Source organism: Streptomyces sp. NBRC 109706, assembly GCF_000974485.1.
Lineage (GTDB): Bacteria > Actinomycetota > Actinomycetes > Streptomycetales > Streptomycetaceae > Streptomyces.
This window is the reverse complement of the sequence record NZ_BBOM01000007.1, coordinates 104,371-118,703: the sequence shown is the minus strand read 5'-3', so window position 1 is coordinate 118,703 and position 14,333 is coordinate 104,371. Positions and strand designations below refer to the sequence as shown.

General features: G+C 71.1%; 16 protein-coding genes. 13 read left to right on the top strand and 3 right to left on the bottom strand.

Going from position 1 to position 14,333, the window contains the following annotated elements:
- The first annotated feature begins 201 nt into the window (after window positions 1-201).
- From AOM46_RS14750 to AOM46_RS14715, 8 genes are all read left to right on the top strand, one after another.
- Window positions 202-1,035 (top strand): metalloregulator ArsR/SmtB family transcription factor, encoded by an 834-nt coding sequence (locus AOM46_RS14750; protein WP_067226230.1) that lies wholly within the window; start codon window positions 202-204, stop codon window positions 1,033-1,035.
- A gap of 57 nt (window positions 1,036-1,092) precedes the next feature.
- Window positions 1,093-2,514 carry a Fe-S cluster assembly protein SufB gene (sufB, locus tag AOM46_RS14745; protein WP_062211204.1) on the top strand — a complete coding sequence of 474 codons (1,422 nt, stop codon included), beginning with the start codon at window positions 1,093-1,095 and terminating at the stop codon, window positions 2,512-2,514.
- Window positions 2,515-2,601: 87 nt separating this feature from the next.
- Window positions 2,602-3,783, top strand: coding sequence for a Fe-S cluster assembly protein SufD (gene sufD, locus AOM46_RS14740; RefSeq protein WP_062211201.1), 1,182 nt, complete (start codon window positions 2,602-2,604; stop codon window positions 3,781-3,783).
- Window positions 3,780-4,118 (top strand): non-heme iron oxygenase ferredoxin subunit, encoded by a 339-nt coding sequence (locus tag AOM46_RS14735; RefSeq protein ID WP_062211199.1) that lies wholly within the window; start codon window positions 3,780-3,782, stop codon window positions 4,116-4,118. The genes sufD and AOM46_RS14735 overlap by 4 nt, the downstream gene beginning before the upstream one ends.
- 9 nt (window positions 4,119-4,127) lie before the next feature.
- On the top strand, window positions 4,128-4,889 hold the full coding sequence (sufC, locus tag AOM46_RS14730) for a Fe-S cluster assembly ATPase SufC (RefSeq protein ID WP_062211198.1): 762 nt from the start codon (window positions 4,128-4,130) through the stop codon (window positions 4,887-4,889).
- Window positions 4,886-6,154, top strand: coding sequence for a cysteine desulfurase (locus AOM46_RS14725; protein ID WP_062211196.1), 1,269 nt, complete (start codon window positions 4,886-4,888; stop codon window positions 6,152-6,154). The genes sufC and AOM46_RS14725 overlap by 4 nt, the downstream gene beginning before the upstream one ends.
- Window positions 6,155-6,256: 102 nt before the next feature.
- The gene (gene sufU / locus AOM46_RS14720) at window positions 6,257-6,730 is read left to right on the top strand and encodes a Fe-S cluster assembly sulfur transfer protein SufU (protein ID WP_062211194.1); all 474 of its coding nucleotides are present in this window, start codon (window positions 6,257-6,259) and stop codon (window positions 6,728-6,730) included.
- Between the two features lie 31 nt (window positions 6,731-6,761).
- Window positions 6,762-7,097, top strand: a complete 336-nt coding sequence (locus AOM46_RS14715) for a metal-sulfur cluster assembly factor (protein ID WP_062211192.1) — start codon at window positions 6,762-6,764, stop codon at window positions 7,095-7,097.
- 114 nt (window positions 7,098-7,211) lie between these two features.
- On the opposite strand, the gene AOM46_RS14710 is transcribed toward AOM46_RS14715, so the two are convergent.
- Window positions 7,212-7,448 carry a hypothetical protein gene (locus AOM46_RS14710; protein WP_062211190.1) on the bottom strand — a complete coding sequence of 79 codons (237 nt, stop codon included), beginning with the start codon at window positions 7,446-7,448 and terminating at the stop codon, window positions 7,212-7,214.
- Window positions 7,449-7,606: 158 nt separating this feature from the next.
- Here AOM46_RS14710 and AOM46_RS14705 point away from each other — a divergent pair, with 158 nt between their 5' ends.
- The 5 genes from AOM46_RS14705 (at window position 7,607) to AOM46_RS14685 (ending at window position 11,201) form a co-directional block, all read left to right on the top strand.
- Entirely contained in the window at window positions 7,607-7,945 is a 339-nt protein-coding gene (locus tag AOM46_RS14705) for a multidrug efflux SMR transporter (protein ID WP_078856914.1), read from the top strand.
- Window positions 7,945-8,520, top strand: coding sequence for a TetR/AcrR family transcriptional regulator (locus AOM46_RS14700; protein ID WP_062211184.1), 576 nt, complete (start codon window positions 7,945-7,947; stop codon window positions 8,518-8,520). The genes AOM46_RS14705 and AOM46_RS14700 overlap by 1 nt, the downstream gene beginning before the upstream one ends.
- 10 nt (window positions 8,521-8,530) lie before the next feature.
- Window positions 8,531-9,520 carry a 2,3,4,5-tetrahydropyridine-2,6-dicarboxylate N-succinyltransferase gene (dapD, locus tag AOM46_RS14695; RefSeq protein ID WP_062211181.1) on the top strand — a complete coding sequence of 330 codons (990 nt, stop codon included), beginning with the start codon at window positions 8,531-8,533 and terminating at the stop codon, window positions 9,518-9,520.
- 92 nt (window positions 9,521-9,612) lie between these two features.
- Window positions 9,613-10,713, top strand: a complete 1,101-nt coding sequence (locus AOM46_RS14690; protein ID WP_062211178.1) for a MerR family transcriptional regulator — start codon at window positions 9,613-9,615, stop codon at window positions 10,711-10,713.
- Between the two features lie 83 nt (window positions 10,714-10,796).
- On the top strand, window positions 10,797-11,201 hold the full coding sequence (locus AOM46_RS14685; RefSeq protein WP_062211175.1) for a pyridoxamine 5'-phosphate oxidase family protein: 405 nt from the start codon (window positions 10,797-10,799) through the stop codon (window positions 11,199-11,201).
- Window positions 11,202-11,211: 10 nt separating this feature from the next.
- On the opposite strand, the gene dapA is transcribed toward AOM46_RS14685, so the two are convergent.
- A complete protein-coding gene (dapA, locus tag AOM46_RS14680) occupies window positions 11,212-12,108 on the bottom strand; it encodes a 4-hydroxy-tetrahydrodipicolinate synthase (RefSeq protein ID WP_078856831.1) in 897 nt (298 codons plus the stop codon).
- 81 nt (window positions 12,109-12,189) lie between these two features.
- Entirely contained in the window at window positions 12,190-14,061 is a 1,872-nt protein-coding gene (locus AOM46_RS14675; protein ID WP_062211172.1) for an endonuclease/exonuclease/phosphatase family protein, read from the bottom strand.
- Window positions 14,062-14,333 lie beyond the last annotated feature (272 nt).

The following is a 14,333-nucleotide window of genomic DNA, read 5'->3' as shown; positions in this document are numbered from 1 at the left end:
CTATACCCTTGCCCCCGCCTCGCGATCACGTCAAGAGGGGGGCGTCGCGCGGTCCCCGTCGTCCGGTCGGGGGCGTGTCAGGTTAGGTTCGCCTTACGTGACGCACTGCATCCCGGCTGGTCAGGACGTGGCTTGCTCGCCCCGCGCGAATTACGCAACAATGGCGTTGTGAAAACCGGGAGCGACGGACACGAGACCCCGATGGCCAGGCGGGCCACCGGTGGCTCCGCGCTGTCTCCCGTCCCCGACGAGCAGTCCGGCACCCGTCGCCGGGTGGCCCGTTCCATTCTTGACCACGGCCCGTCGACCGCGGCGCAGCTGGCCGAGCGTCTTGGGCTCACCCAGGCCGCCGTCCGGCGTCATCTGGACGCGCTGGTGGCCGAGGCGCTGGTCGAGCCCAGGGAGAAGCGCGTCTACGGTTCGCGGGGCAGGGGCCGGCCGGCCAAGGCCTTCGCGATCACCGATCTGGGCCGGGACGCCTTCGACCAGGCGTACGACGAGCTGGCCGTCGAGGCGCTGCGCTGGATCGAGCACGCCGCCGGCGGCGGCGAGGACGGCGCGGCGGCCGTGCTCGGCTTCGCCCGCGCCCGGGCCGCCGCCCAGGCGGAGCGGTATCGTTCGCTGGTGGAGCGGGTGCCGCCGGAGCGGCGCGCGCAGGCGCTGGCGGAGGCGTTGTCCCGCGACGGCTATGCCGCCGCCGCGCGCGGGGTGGCCGCGCCCTCGGGGGAGCAGATCTGTCAGCATCACTGTCCGGTGGCGCATGCCGCGGCGTCGTTCCCCCAGCTCTGCGAGGCGGAGACGGAGGTCTTCTCCGCGCTGCTGGGCACGCATGTGCAGCGGCTGGCCACCATCGCGCATGGTGACGGCGTCTGCACCACCTTCGTCCCACAGGCTCCACAGTCCGGACAGGACCCACCGGCCGCACAGGCCCCACAGGGTTCCGTCGGCCCCTCGCGGGTCGATCGCGAGCGGCCCGTCGCCGCGCCCGAGCCCACGGCGTCCGACGTCGCCGCGCCCGAGAACGCTTCACCGTAAGACCCGTCACACCACCAGGACCACCGCACAAGCACGCATCGCCGGGAGGAACCCCGCATGACTCTCCCCACGGAGACCGCCCACCCCGAGCTGGAGGGGCTGGGTACCTACGAGTACGGCTGGGCCGACTCCGACGCAGCCGGTGCCGCTGCCAAGCGCGGCCTGTCCGAGGAGGTCGTGCGCGACATCTCGGGTAAGAAGTCCGAGCCGGAGTGGATGCTCAAGCTGCGGATGAAGGGCCTGAAGCTCTTCGGCAAGAAGCCCATGCCGTCCTGGGGCTCGGACCTCAGCGGTATCGACTTCGACAACATCAAGTACTTTGTGCGGTCCACCGAGAAGCAGGCCCAGAGCTGGGAGGACCTGCCGGAGGACATCAAGAACACCTACGACAAGCTGGGCATCCCCGAGGCGGAGAAGCAGCGTCTGGTCGCCGGTGTCGCCGCGCAGTACGAGTCGGAGGTCGTGTACCACCAGATCCGCGAGGACCTGGAGAAGCAGGGCGTGATCTTCCTCGACACGGACACCGCGCTGCGGGAGCACCCCGAGCTGTTCCAGGAGCACTTCGGCACGGTGATCCCCGCCGGCGACAACAAGTTCGCCGCGCTGAACACGGCCGTCTGGTCCGGCGGATCGTTTATCTACGTCCCCCCGGGCGTGCAGGTGGACATCCCGCTCCAGGCGTACTTCCGGATCAACACCGAGAACATGGGCCAGTTCGAGCGGACGCTGATCATCGTCGACGAGAACGCCTATGTGCACTACGTCGAGGGCTGTACCGCCCCGATCTACGACTCGGACTCGCTGCACTCCGCCGTCGTGGAGATCATCGTCAAGAAGGGCGGCCGGTGCCGCTACACGACCATCCAGAACTGGTCGAACAACGTCTACAACCTGGTGACCAAGCGCGCCGTGGCCTACGAGGGCGCCACCATGGAGTGGGTCGACGGCAACATCGGCTCCAAGGTCACCATGAAGTACCCGGCGATCTATCTGATGGGTGAGCACGCCAAGGGCGAGACGCTTTCCGTCGCCTTCGCCGGCGAGGGCCAGCACCAGGACGCCGGCGCCAAGATGGTGCACATGGCGCCGCGGACGTCGTCCAACATCGTCTCCAAGTCGGTGGCCAGGGGCGGCGGGCGCACCTCGTACCGCGGCCTGATCGAGATCGCCGAGGGCGCCGAGGGCTCGAAGTCCAACGTGCTGTGCGACGCGCTGCTGGTGGACACGATCTCCCGCTCCGACACCTATCCGTACACCGACGTCCGCGAGGACGACGTGACGATGGGCCATGAGGCGACGGTCTCCAAGGTCAGCGACGACCAGCTGTTCTACCTGATGAGCCGTGGCCTCTCGGAGGACGAGGCGATGGCGATGATCGTGCGCGGCTTCGTCGAGCCGATTGCCAAGGAGCTGCCCATGGAGTACGCCCTGGAGCTGAACCGGCTGATCGAGCTGCAGATGGAGGGTTCGGTCGGCTGACCGCCCCACGCACTGGCCACCCCCTGTGGCCCGGCCCCGCCCGTGGGCGGCCGGGCCCCGAAAAAGAGAGCGAGCACGACGACACCCATGGCTGAGGCCCAGAGTATGCCCGGTGCCGACAGCGCAGGCGCGGCGGTCGCGGCGGCCGTCGAGTCCTCCGTGGTCACCCGGACGAGCGCTCCGCCGTCCTTCGACGTGGCGGACTTCCCGGTGCCCCACGGCCGTGAGGAGGAGTGGCGTTTCACTCCTCTGGAGCGGCTGCGGGGTCTGCACGACGGGACCGCCACGGCGGACGGTTCGATCAAGGTCTCGATCGACGCGCCCGACGGCGTCACGGTCGAGACGGTCGGCCGGGACGATCCGCGCGTCGGCCGCGCCGGCACCCCGGTGGACCGGGTCGCCGCCCAGGCGTTCAGCTCCGTCGAGAAGGCCACCGTGATCTCGGTGCCCAAGGAGGCGGTGCTCGCCGAGCCGGTGCGGGTCGGTCTGCACGGCGAGGGCGGCGTCACCTTCGGGCACACGGTGTTCGAGATCGGTGCCTTCGCCGAGGTGGTGCTGGTGCTCGACCACACGGGCGACGGCGTCCGGGCCGCCAACGTGGAGTTCCAGGTCGGCGACGGCGCCAAGCTCACGGTGGTCTCCGTCCAGGACTGGGACGACACCGCGGTGCACTGCTCCCAGCACAACGCGCTGGTCGGCAGGGACGCGTCGTTCAAGTCCATCGTGGTCACCTTCGGTGGCGACGTGGTCCGGCTGCATCCCCGGGTGAGCTACGCGGGTCCCGGCGGCGAGGCCGAGCTGTACGGGCTGTACTTCACCGACCAGGGGCAGCACCAGGAGCACCGGCTGCTGGTGGACCACAACGCCCCCAACTGCCGCAGCAACGTGGCGTACAAGGGCGCGTTGCAGGGCGAGACCGCCCGCGCGGTGTGGATCGGCGACGTGGTGATCCGGGTGGCCGCCACCGGCACCGACACCTACGAGCTGAACCGCAATCTGGTCCTCACCGACGGTGCCCGGGTGCACTCGGTGCCCAACCTGGAGATCGAGACCGGCGAGATCGTCGGTGCCGGACACGCCTCGGCGACCGGCCGCTTCGAGGACGAGCAGCTGTTCTACCTGATGGCCAGGGGCATCCCGGCCGACGAGGCGCGTCGCCTGGTGGTGCGCGGCTTCTTCGCCGAGCTGGTCCAGCAGATCGGCGTCCCGGACGTCGAGGAGCGGCTGATCGCGAAGCTGGAGGCCGAGTTGGCGGAGTCCATCGGATGAGCGCCGACACCTTCCGGCGGGTCTGCGCGTTGGCCGACCTTGCGGAGGACACCCCGCACCGGGTCGAGGTCGACGGCACCCCGGTCGCCGTCGTCCGCACCGAGGGGGAGGTGTTCGCGGTCAACGACATCTGTTCGCACGCGAATGTCTCGCTCTCCGAGGGCGAGGTCGAGAACTGCCAGATCGAGTGCTGGCTGCACGGCTCCAGCTTCGACCTGCGCACCGGCAAGCCCTCGGGGCTGCCGGCCACGCGCCCCATCCCCGTTTACCACGTCAAGATCGAAGGAGAGGGCCCGGCGGCGGCCGTGCTCGTCTCTCTCACCCAGGAGTCCTGAGGCATCCCCATGGCAAAGCTTGAGATCCACGACCTGCACGTCTCCGTCGAGACGGAGACCGGCTCCACCGAGATTCTGCGGGGTGTCGACCTGACCGTCCAGCAGGGCGAGACGCACGCCATCATGGGCCCCAACGGCTCCGGCAAGTCCACGCTCGCCTACTCGCTGGCCGGCCACCCCAAGTACACGGTCACCGGCGGCACCGTCACGCTGGACGGCGAGGACGTGCTGGAGATGTCCGTCGACGAGCGGGCCAGGGCCGGCGTCTTCCTCGCCATGCAGTACCCGGTCGAGGTCCCCGGCGTCTCCGTCTCCAACTTCCTGCGCACCTCGGCCACCGCGATCCGGGGCGAGGCGCCGCGCCTGCGCACCTGGGTCAAGGAGGTCAAGGAGGCCATGGAGCGGCTGGAGATGGACCCGGCGTTCGCCGAGCGCAACGTGAACGAGGGCTTCTCCGGCGGTGAGAAGAAGCGGCACGAGATCCTTCAGCTGGAACTGCTGAAGCCCAAGATCGCGATCCTGGACGAGACGGACTCGGGCCTGGACATCGACGCGCTGCGGATCGTCTCCGAGGGCGTCAACCGCGTCCGGGAGACGGGCGAGGTCGGCACCCTGCTGATCACGCACTACACCCGGATCCTGCGCTACATCAAGCCCGACCACGTCCATGTCTTCGCCGGCGGTCGGATCGTGGAGTCCGGCGGCGCCGAGCTGGCCGACAAGCTTGAGGCCGAGGGGTACGAGCAGTACACCAAGGGGGCGGGCTCATGACAGACGGGCGCCCGGTGGCCGGCGTTCCGCTGGACACCGAAGCCATCCGCAAGGACTTCCCGATCCTGGACCGCACGGTCCACGACGGGAAGCGCCTGGTCTATCTGGACAACGCGGCCAGCTCGCAGAAGCCGCGCCAGGTGCTGGACGCGATGTCGGACTACTACGAGCGGCATCACGCCAACGTCCATCGCGGGGTGCATGTCCTGGCCGAGGAAGCCACCGCGCTCTACGAGGGCGCCAGGGACAAGGTCGCGCGGTTCGTCAACGCGCCCAGCCGGGACGAGGTGATCTTCACCAAGAACGCCTCGGAGTCGATCAACCTGGTCGCCAACATGCTGGGCCTGGCCGACGAGCCCTATCGGGTGGACTCGGGCACCGAGATCGTCATCACGGAGATGGAGCACCACTCCAACATCGTGCCGTGGCAGCTGCTGGCGCAGCGGACCGGCGCGAAGCTGAAGTGGTTCGGCCTCACCGACGAGGGCCGGCTCGATCTCTCCCGGATCGACGAGGTCATCACCGAGCGCACGAAGATCGTCTCGTTTGTGCTGGTCTCCAATGTGCTGGGCACGCTCAACCCGGTGGAGGCCATCGTCCGCCGGGCCCAGGAGGTCGGCGCCCTGGTGCTGATCGACGCCTCCCAGGCCGCCCCGCACATGCCGCTGGACGTGCAGTCGCTGCAGGCGGACTTCGTCGCCTTCACGGGTCACAAGATGTGCGGCCCGACCGGCATCGGGGTGCTCTGGGGCCGGCAGGAGCTGCTGGAGGACCTGCCGCCGTTCCTCGGCGGTGGCGAGATGATCGAGACGGTCACCATGAGCGCGTCCACCTACGCGCCCGCCCCGCACAAGTTCGAGGCGGGCACGCCGCCGATCGCCCAGGCGGTCGGCCTCGGCGCGGCGGTGGACTATCTCACGTCGATCGGCATGGAGCGGATCGCCGAGCACGAGCACGCCCTCACCCGCTACGCCCTGGAGCGGCTGGCCGAGGTGCCGGGGCTGGTGATCGTCGGGCCGACCAGCCCGGAGGACCGGGGGGCCACCCTCTCGTTCACGCTCGGCGACATACACCCGCACGACGTGGGTCAGGTGCTGGACGAGCAGGGCATCGCGGTCCGGGTGGGGCACCACTGCGCCCGGCCGGTCTGCCTGCGCTACGGAATTCCGGCGACCACGCGAGCGTCGTTCTATCTGTACTCCACGACCGCCGAGGTCGACGCACTGGTCGACGGTCTTGAGTATGTGCGTGGCTTCTTCGGCTGAGCGGGCCGGGTCGGCCTGGTCGGTGGCCTGGTCGGCCTGGTCGGCCTGGTCTGCGGAGAAGCGAAACCGGACGGTGGCGGAGAAGAGGATCGGAACGAGGACGTGCAGCTTCAGTCGATGTACCAGGACGTGATCCTGGACCACTACAAGAACCCGCACGGCCGGGGTCTGCGCGAGGGGGACGCCGAGGTCCACCACGTCAACCCGACCTGTGGGGACGAGATCACGCTCCGGGTGCGCTACGAGGGCGAGACCATCGCCGACGTGTCCTACGAGGGCCAGGGCTGCTCCATCAGCCAGGCCAGCGCCTCGGTGCTGAACGAGCTGCTGGTGGGCAAGGAGCTGCCGGCGGCGCTGGAAGTCCAGCGGACGTTTCTGGAGCTGATGCAGTCCCGTGGCCAGATCACGCCGGACGACGCGATGGAGGAGGTGCTGGAGGACGCGGTGGCCTTCGCCGGCGTCTCCAAGTACCCCGCGCGGGTCAAGTGCGCGCTGCTGAGCTGGATGGCCTGGAAGGACGCCACGGCCCAGGCGCTGGGCGAGGACACGGTCACGGCCGGGGACGAGCGGCCGTGACCGCCGAGGCGAACGAGAGAGGTGCTGTGGCATGACCGAGACCGAGACCGTCGCCAACCCGGCGAGCGAGGAGGAGGTCCGCGAGGCGATGATGGACGTCGTCGACCCCGAGCTGGGGATCGACGTGGTCAACCTTGGCCTGATCTACGGCGTGCACGTGGACGAGGGCAATGTGGCCACCATCGACATGACGCTGACCTCGGCGGCCTGCCCGTTGACCGATGTCATCGAGGACCAGGCGAAGTCGGCGACCGAGGGCCTGGTCAGCGAGTTGAAGATCAACTGGGTCTGGATGCCCCCGTGGGGTCCTGACAAGATCACCGACGACGGCCGCGACCAGCTGCGCGCCCTGGGCTTCAACGTCTGAGGCTGCGTCTGAGGCTCAGCGCCGACGGCGGTCGTCCTCCGCCCCCGCCCCGAACCGCGCCGCGCGGGTTCGGGGCGGGGGCGTTCGTGCGCCCCGGTGCCCTGCCCCGGCGGGTCAGGCGTGGTCGACGAGCTGGGCGTGTCCCTGGGTTCTGGCGCAGTGCGCGCAGCAGAAGAACTGGCCGTTCTCGGTCTCCAGGCCGTGCCCGAGGATGCGGCACTGGCAGTTCTCGCAGATCGGGGCCATCCGCTGGGCGGCGCACTCCAGGCTGTCGAAGACATGGACCTCCCCCGCGGCGCGCACCTCGAAGGCCATCCGGTAGTCGTTTCCGCAGACCTCGCACTGGGCCATGGTCTCGTCACTCCCTCTGGTTCAGCCGGCTTGTCCGACAAGCTGTCCGGAACACCCTGGCGTCCCGTCGGGCGGGAAGGCCCGACGCCTCCCCGTGAGCCGTGGCGCGGCTCACCCGGCCGGCGGAGCACCGGCGTTGTGGACGCGTGTCCACAGCGATAAGTACTCTCGTCCGCATGGCCTATCTGACGCTGTCCGCCGCCATCCTGCTGGAGATCACCGCGACCACCCTGATGAAACACAGCGACGGTTTCAGCAGGCTCTGGCCCACCGTCGGCTCGTTGACCGGCTACGCGCTGGCCTTCGTCCTGCTCGCGCAGACCCTCAAGACGATGGACATGGGGATGGCCTACACCCTCTGGGCCGGCGTCGGCACCGCCCTGATCGCCGCCATCGGGATGCTCTTCCTCAACGAGCCCGCGACGACCGCCAAGTTCCTGGGTGTCGGCCTGGTGATCGCCGGCGTCGTGGTGCTCAACCTCGGCGGGGCGCACTGATGACCCCGCGCCGACACGATCCCGACCGCAGGGAGCGGATCCTGGCCGCCGCCGTCCGGGTGGTGGAGAGCAGGGGCGTCGACGGGCTCACGCACCGCGCGGTCGCCGCCGAGGCCGATGTGCCGCTCGGCTCCACCACGTACCACTTCGACAGTGGGGACGCGCTGCTGGTGGCCGCGCTCGAACGACTCAACGACGGCTGGCTGCGCTCCTTCGGCGACTGGCTCGCCGTGGCCGACGAGGCGCCGTCGCTCACCGAGCATCTGGTGCGGTTCGTCGACATCTCGCTCGGGCCGCACCGCGCGTCGACCGAATCCGTCTACGCGGTGTACTTCGCCGGCCTCAACCGCCCGGTGGTGCGGCCGACCGCCGCGCGCTGCCTGGACGAGATGGTGCGGCTGCTCCGCCCCCTGGTGGCGGACGAGGGCACCGCGCGGGCGGTGGTGTCGCTGTTGGACGGTCTGACCATCCAACTGCTGCTCACCGGCCGTCCGCACCGCCCCGAGGAGACCAGGCGGTGGCTCGGCCGACTGCTCCCCGAGACCGGTTCGCGGCCGACGCCTCCCACCGGTTAGCGTCGAGCCCATGACCGACGAGACCACCCGCACCACCACCGGCGCCGTCGCCGCCGGCCTCGCCACCCTGGCCGCCGACGGCACCGTGCTCGACAGCTGGTTCCCCGCCCCCGAGTTGACCGAGGAGGCGGGGCCCGCCGGCACCGAACGCCTCACCGCCGAGCGCGCCGCCGTGCTCCTCGGCCCCGACGCCCCCGACGCGCTGGGCCCCGACCCGCGCCGGGGCGTGGAGGTGATCGCGGTCCGCACGGTCATCTCCTCCATCGACGACAAGCCGTTGGACGCCCATGACGTCTATCTGCGGCTGCATCTGCTCAGCCACCGGCTGGTCAGGCCGCACGGCCTCAGCCTGGAGGGGATCTTCGCGCTGCTGGCCAATGTCGCCTGGACCAGCATCGGCCCGGTGCCCGTCGACGGGGTGGAGCGGGCCAGGCTCGCCGCCCGGGCCGCCGGGCTGTCGTTCTCGGTGAGCAGCGTCGACAAGTTCCCCCGGATGTCGGACTATGTGGTGCCCTCCGGCGTCCGGATCGGCGACGCCGACCGGGTCCGGCTGGGCGCGCACCTCGCCGCCGGCACCACGGTGATGCACGAGGGCTTCTGCAACTTCAACGCCGGCACCCTGGGCACCTCCATGGTCGAGGGCCGGATCAGCGCGGGCGTGGTGATCGGCGACGGCTCCGACGTCGGCGGCGGCGCGTCCATCATGGGCACGCTCTCCGGCGGCGGGACGCAGGTCATCTCGGTCGGCGAACGCTGCCTGCTGGGCGCCCAGTCGGGCCTGGGCATCCCGCTGGGCAACGACTGCGTGGTGGAGGCCGGCCTCTATCTCACCGCCGGCACCCGGGTCACCCTGCCGGACGGCTCGGTGGTCAAGGCGCTGGAGCTGGCCGGCGCCGACAACCTGCTCTTCCGGCGCCACTCCAGCACCGGAACGGTGCAGGCGCTGGTCCGCTCGGGCAGCTGGGGCGGCCTCAACTCGGTGCTGCACAGCCACAACTGAGCCGGCCGGCCCGCCGCTCGCCCACCCCGGTCGGGCGAGCGGCGGGCCCGCCGGTTGACTCTCGACCTGGTCGAGGTCCCAGGGTGAGGCATGTGGAGAGCGAACGACTCGGCATCGGTGAGCTGGCCAGGGCCAGCGGGCTGGCCGCCGGAACCCTGCGGTACTACGACGGGGCCGGCGTGCTGGTGCCCGCCTGGGTGGACCCGGGCACCGGATACCGCTGGTACGACCCCGAACAGGTGGACGAGGCCCGGCTGTTGGCCCGGCTCCGGCTGGCCGGCATGCCGCTGGCCGATATCCGGCTGGCCCTCGCCGGCTGGTCGGGGACGGACCCGGGCCTGGCGCCCCGGCTGCTGGGCGCGCATCTGCGCCGCCTCGAACGGGATGTGGCCACCGCGCGTCGACAACTCTCCGAGGTTCAGACACTGATCTCGCACCGGGAGAATCCCATGACCACACCATCCGACGCCCCCGTCACCCTGACCCTGACCGGCGGCGAACTCGCCCAGGCCCTGGACGCGGTCCGCTTCGCCGTCGGCTCCGACCCGGAACTCCCTTCGCTCCACGGTGTGTTGCTGGACCACGAGGGGGACGAACTGCGGCTGGTCGCGACCGACCGCTACCGGCTGGCCGTCGCCACCGTCCCCGCCGCCGAGGGGGCGGAGGAGCGCCGGGTCCGGGCGCTGGTGCCCACGCCCCTGGTGGACGCCATGCGCGCGCTGCTCACGGAGGACGAGTCGGCCACCCTCACGCTCAGCAGCGACGAGGTGTCGCTGAACGTGGGCGGGCGGCTGGCCTCGGGTGCCGCCCTGGAGCACGAGTATCCGGACTACCGCCGGCTGATCAGGCTGCCCGCCGGGCGCCGATGCCATGTGCACGCACCCTCGCTCGCCGCCGCGATCGCCTCGGGCCCGGTGCGGGACGAGCCGGGGGGCCAGGACGGCGCCCGCACCGCTGTCACCGTGCTCGCCGTCACCGACGAGGGCGTGGTCCGCGTCGCGGACGAGACCGCCGGTGAACGCGAACGGGTCGCCGTCAACCGGGAGTTCCTGACCCAGGCGCTGGCCGCCGCCGGGCGCGAGCAGGTGGTGCTTGAGGTGTCGGGGGCCACCGCGCCGCTGGCCGTCCGCCTCCCGAGGAGCGAGGCGCGCCTCTCGCTGCTGATGCCGGTCCGGCTGTCCGATCCCGTCTGACCTGCGGCGTAGGTCCCGAGCCCCAGGGGATCCCGACCGACCGACGGAGGCGAAGGCGCCCCGGAGTGCGGTGGGATGGTGTCATGACCGCACCCCGCTTCCCGAGCGAGCCCGCCGTCCTGGACCGACTGGCCGGGGACCGTAACGTCTGGCTGTGCACCACCCGTCCCGACGGCTCGCCCCATGTCACCCCGGTGTGGTTCGTGCTGATCGGCGGGAGCTGGTGGATCGGCGTGGACGCCGCCTCCGTCAAGGCGCGGAACCTCGCGCACGCGCCCACGGTCTCGTTGGCGTTGGAGGACGGCGCCCGCCCCGTGGTCGCGGAGGGGGAGGCCCGGCTGCACCGCGCCCCCTTCGCGACCGAGGTCGTCGACGCCTTCGCGGCCAAGTACGCCTGGGACGTCACCGTGCCGTACCGGCCGGGCAGCGACCGGCTGCTGATCGAAGTGCCGGTGCGGCGCTGGCTGTTCGTCGGCTCGGCCGACTGACCGCCGCCGGTTAACGCTCGGCCACGGCCAGACGCAGCGCCGTCGTCAGCCGGGCGGTCAGCTCCTCGTCGGCCGGCAGCAACGGTGGGCGCACCGGGCCGCCGGGCAGTCCGGCGGCGGCGAAGAGCGCCTTGACGCTCACCGTGCCCGGTGCGTGCCCGGTGAGCGCGGACACCAGGGGCAGCAGCGCGCGGTGACGTCGTGCGGCCGTCTCCAGCTCGCCGGCCGCGAAGGCGTCGAGCACCGCCCGCACCTGCGGGCCCACCACATTGGCCGCCGTGCTGACCACCCCGCTGGCGCCGATGGCCAACAGCGGCAGGTTCAGCTCGTCGCTGCCCGAGTAGTAGGCCAGCTCGGTATCGGCCAGCACCGTCCCGGCCTTCAGCAGGTCGAACGAACAGTCCTTGACCGCGACGATCCGGGGGTGCTCGGCGAGCCGGCGCAACGAGTCGGCCGTCAACGCGGTGCCCTCGCCGGTACGGGTCGGGATGTCGTAGAGCATCACCGGCAGCTCGGTCGCGTCGGCGACGGTCAGCAGATGCCGGACGATCGCCTCCTGGGTGGGCCTGGAGTAGTAGGGCGTCACCACCAACAGGCCGTCGGCGCCGGCGGCCCGGGCGGCCCGCGCCAGTTCCACCGAGTGCCGGGTGTCGGCCGTGCCGACGCCGGTGACCACCTTCGCCCGGCCGCCGACCGCGCCGGCCACCGCCCTGGTCAGGGCCGCCTTCTCGGCGTCGCTCGTGGTCGGCGACTCGCCCGTGGTGCCGTTGACCACCAGGGCGTCGCAGCCGCCCCGGCCCACCAGATGGGCGGCCAGCCGCTCGGCGCCTGCCGGGTCGAGGGTGCCGTCCTCGGTGAAGGGCGTGATCATGGCGGCCGCGCAGCGGCCAAAGGGTCCCAGTCGCATGGCACGGAGTCTGGGCCCCTTTGGCCCTTCAGGTCCACTTAGAAGTACTGCGCCCGATCGTTCAGCAGCGCTACGCGGCCGTCAGGGGCGGAACCGCAGCACCTGTGGGTCGTGGTCGCTGGCCTGGTCGGCGAACTCGGCGTTGATATGCACGATGTCCAGCTCGGGGCGGCGGATCGCGGGGGAGACCAGCGTCTGGTCGAGCACCTGTGAGTTGCCCTCGTAGACATAGGTATAGCGCTCGCGGGGCGGCAGCGTGCCCAGTGCGTTCACCAACAGCCCGTCGGCGGTCAGCTCGCGCGCGGTCGTGGAGAACTCGAAGTCGTTGAGATCGCCCAACACCACGACCTTCGCGGGCCGTTGGGTATCGGCCTCGCCGATTTCCCGAACGAACTCCCGCACCGCGCTCGCCTGGGCGTGCCGCTGGACCTCCGAACTCCGGTTCGGCGGCTGGAAGCGGCCGTGCAGCGGCTGGTCGCCGCCCTTGGAGGCGAAGTGGTTCGCGATCACCAGCACCGTCTCGCCCCGGAACCTGAACTCGCCGGCCAGCGGCTTGCGGCTGTCCGTCCAGGCCTCGTCCGCCGGCGCGATCCGACCGGGCGAATGGCTCAGCGTGGCCACTCCACCCCTGGTCACCACCTCCGTCGCGGTGGTCGCGTCGCCGCCGGGCCGGTCCACGAAGGACACCCGCTCCGGGTTGAACAGCAGCACCGTGCGGATGTTGCCGCCCGGCTGCCCGCCGTCCTCGCCGTCCGTCGGGTCGACGCCCCGCCAGGCATAGCTCGGGCCGCCGGCGGCAACGATCGCTTCCGTGAACAGCCGCAGTGTCTCCGTCGCGGTCACCGTGCCGTCGTCGGTCGGTCCGCTGTCGTCCTGGATCTCCTCGACGGCCAGGATGTCGGGCGACGCCAGGTTGGTCACCACGGCCTCAGCCAACCGCTCGAACTTCTCCTCGGCATCGCCCGGGTTGAGGTTCTCCACGTTGTAGGCGGCGATCGCCAACTCACCGCGCCGCTGCGGTCTGGTGCGCTCCGGCGTCAGACCGCCGTCGACCACGGTGCCCAACTCCCGGGCCGCCAGGGTGTACCCGCCGAACTCGTCATAGTCCAGCGGGCCGACCGTCGCACCCGCGAGCCGGTCCCCGACGTTCGCTTCGGGGAACGGCCGTTCGGCGAACGGGATCAGCGACTCCACCTTGAGCCGCCCCGGATTCGACGCCGCGTACGAGGCGTAACGGGTCCCGCCGCGCGCCGTGGGACGGTCGCCGGGGCGGAGCGTCACCCACAGCTCGCCGTACTCCGTGCTCGGGCCGACCACCGGCGCGTCCGTGATATGCACCACCATGCCCTCCCACGCCTCATAGGCGTCCAGCGCATAGCGATCAGGGCGCAGTCGGTGACCCTCGATGCTGCCATCCGCCGCAGGATCGCCCTCGGGGGCATAGCGTCCGGGGATCGCGGCGGCGTCCAACTCCACCGGCGGCGGAAGCGCGTTCCCCGACGAGAGCACCGTCACCTCGGGCCCGGTGAGCTGGGTCACCGACTGGCCGCCCCGCTCCTCGCCGCCCGGGTAGTACTCGCCGACGGTGCCGGAGACCAGCACCTCGTCGCCCACCGAAACCGTGGGCGCGTCGCCCGTGTAGACGAAGATGCCCTCGCTGGTGGCCGGATCCCCGTCCGCGTTCGGTTCCTGCACCCAGAAGCCACGCGAACCGAAGGCGCGCACCGCCGTCACCACCCCGGGGACGTCCTCGACCGACTGCCCCAGCAGCGGTGAGACCCGGGTGTCGCCCTGGATATGGTGCACCCGCACCGGCTCCCGCCCGGCCGCCGAGGTCGGCTGCGCCAGCAGCGGCACACAGAGCCCGCCGGCCACCAGACCCACCAACACGGCCGCGCCACGCGGTCGTTGGGGCCTTGAGCGGCTGCCGGCGGTTGGTTCAGTCGATCTCACGGGGCCCTCCGGGTGGGGGAGACAACAGTGGGGGAGGCCACGCTACGCGGGTAAAGCCGTGCCCGGCAGGTGCGTTGCCACTCGTCAACCAGTTGTTAACCGGAGGCTGAGCGCACCGCTTCCGTGTTGACATCCACCGGTCGCCGCCACCCGGAGCGGCGTCGGGTCCCCGCCCGGACACGCGACGTCCAGGTGAAGCGTGACGGAACCGCCAGGGAGGCGGGACGCTCGGTGGACAATCCCGTCTACGCTGGGGCTCGCCCGACCACCCC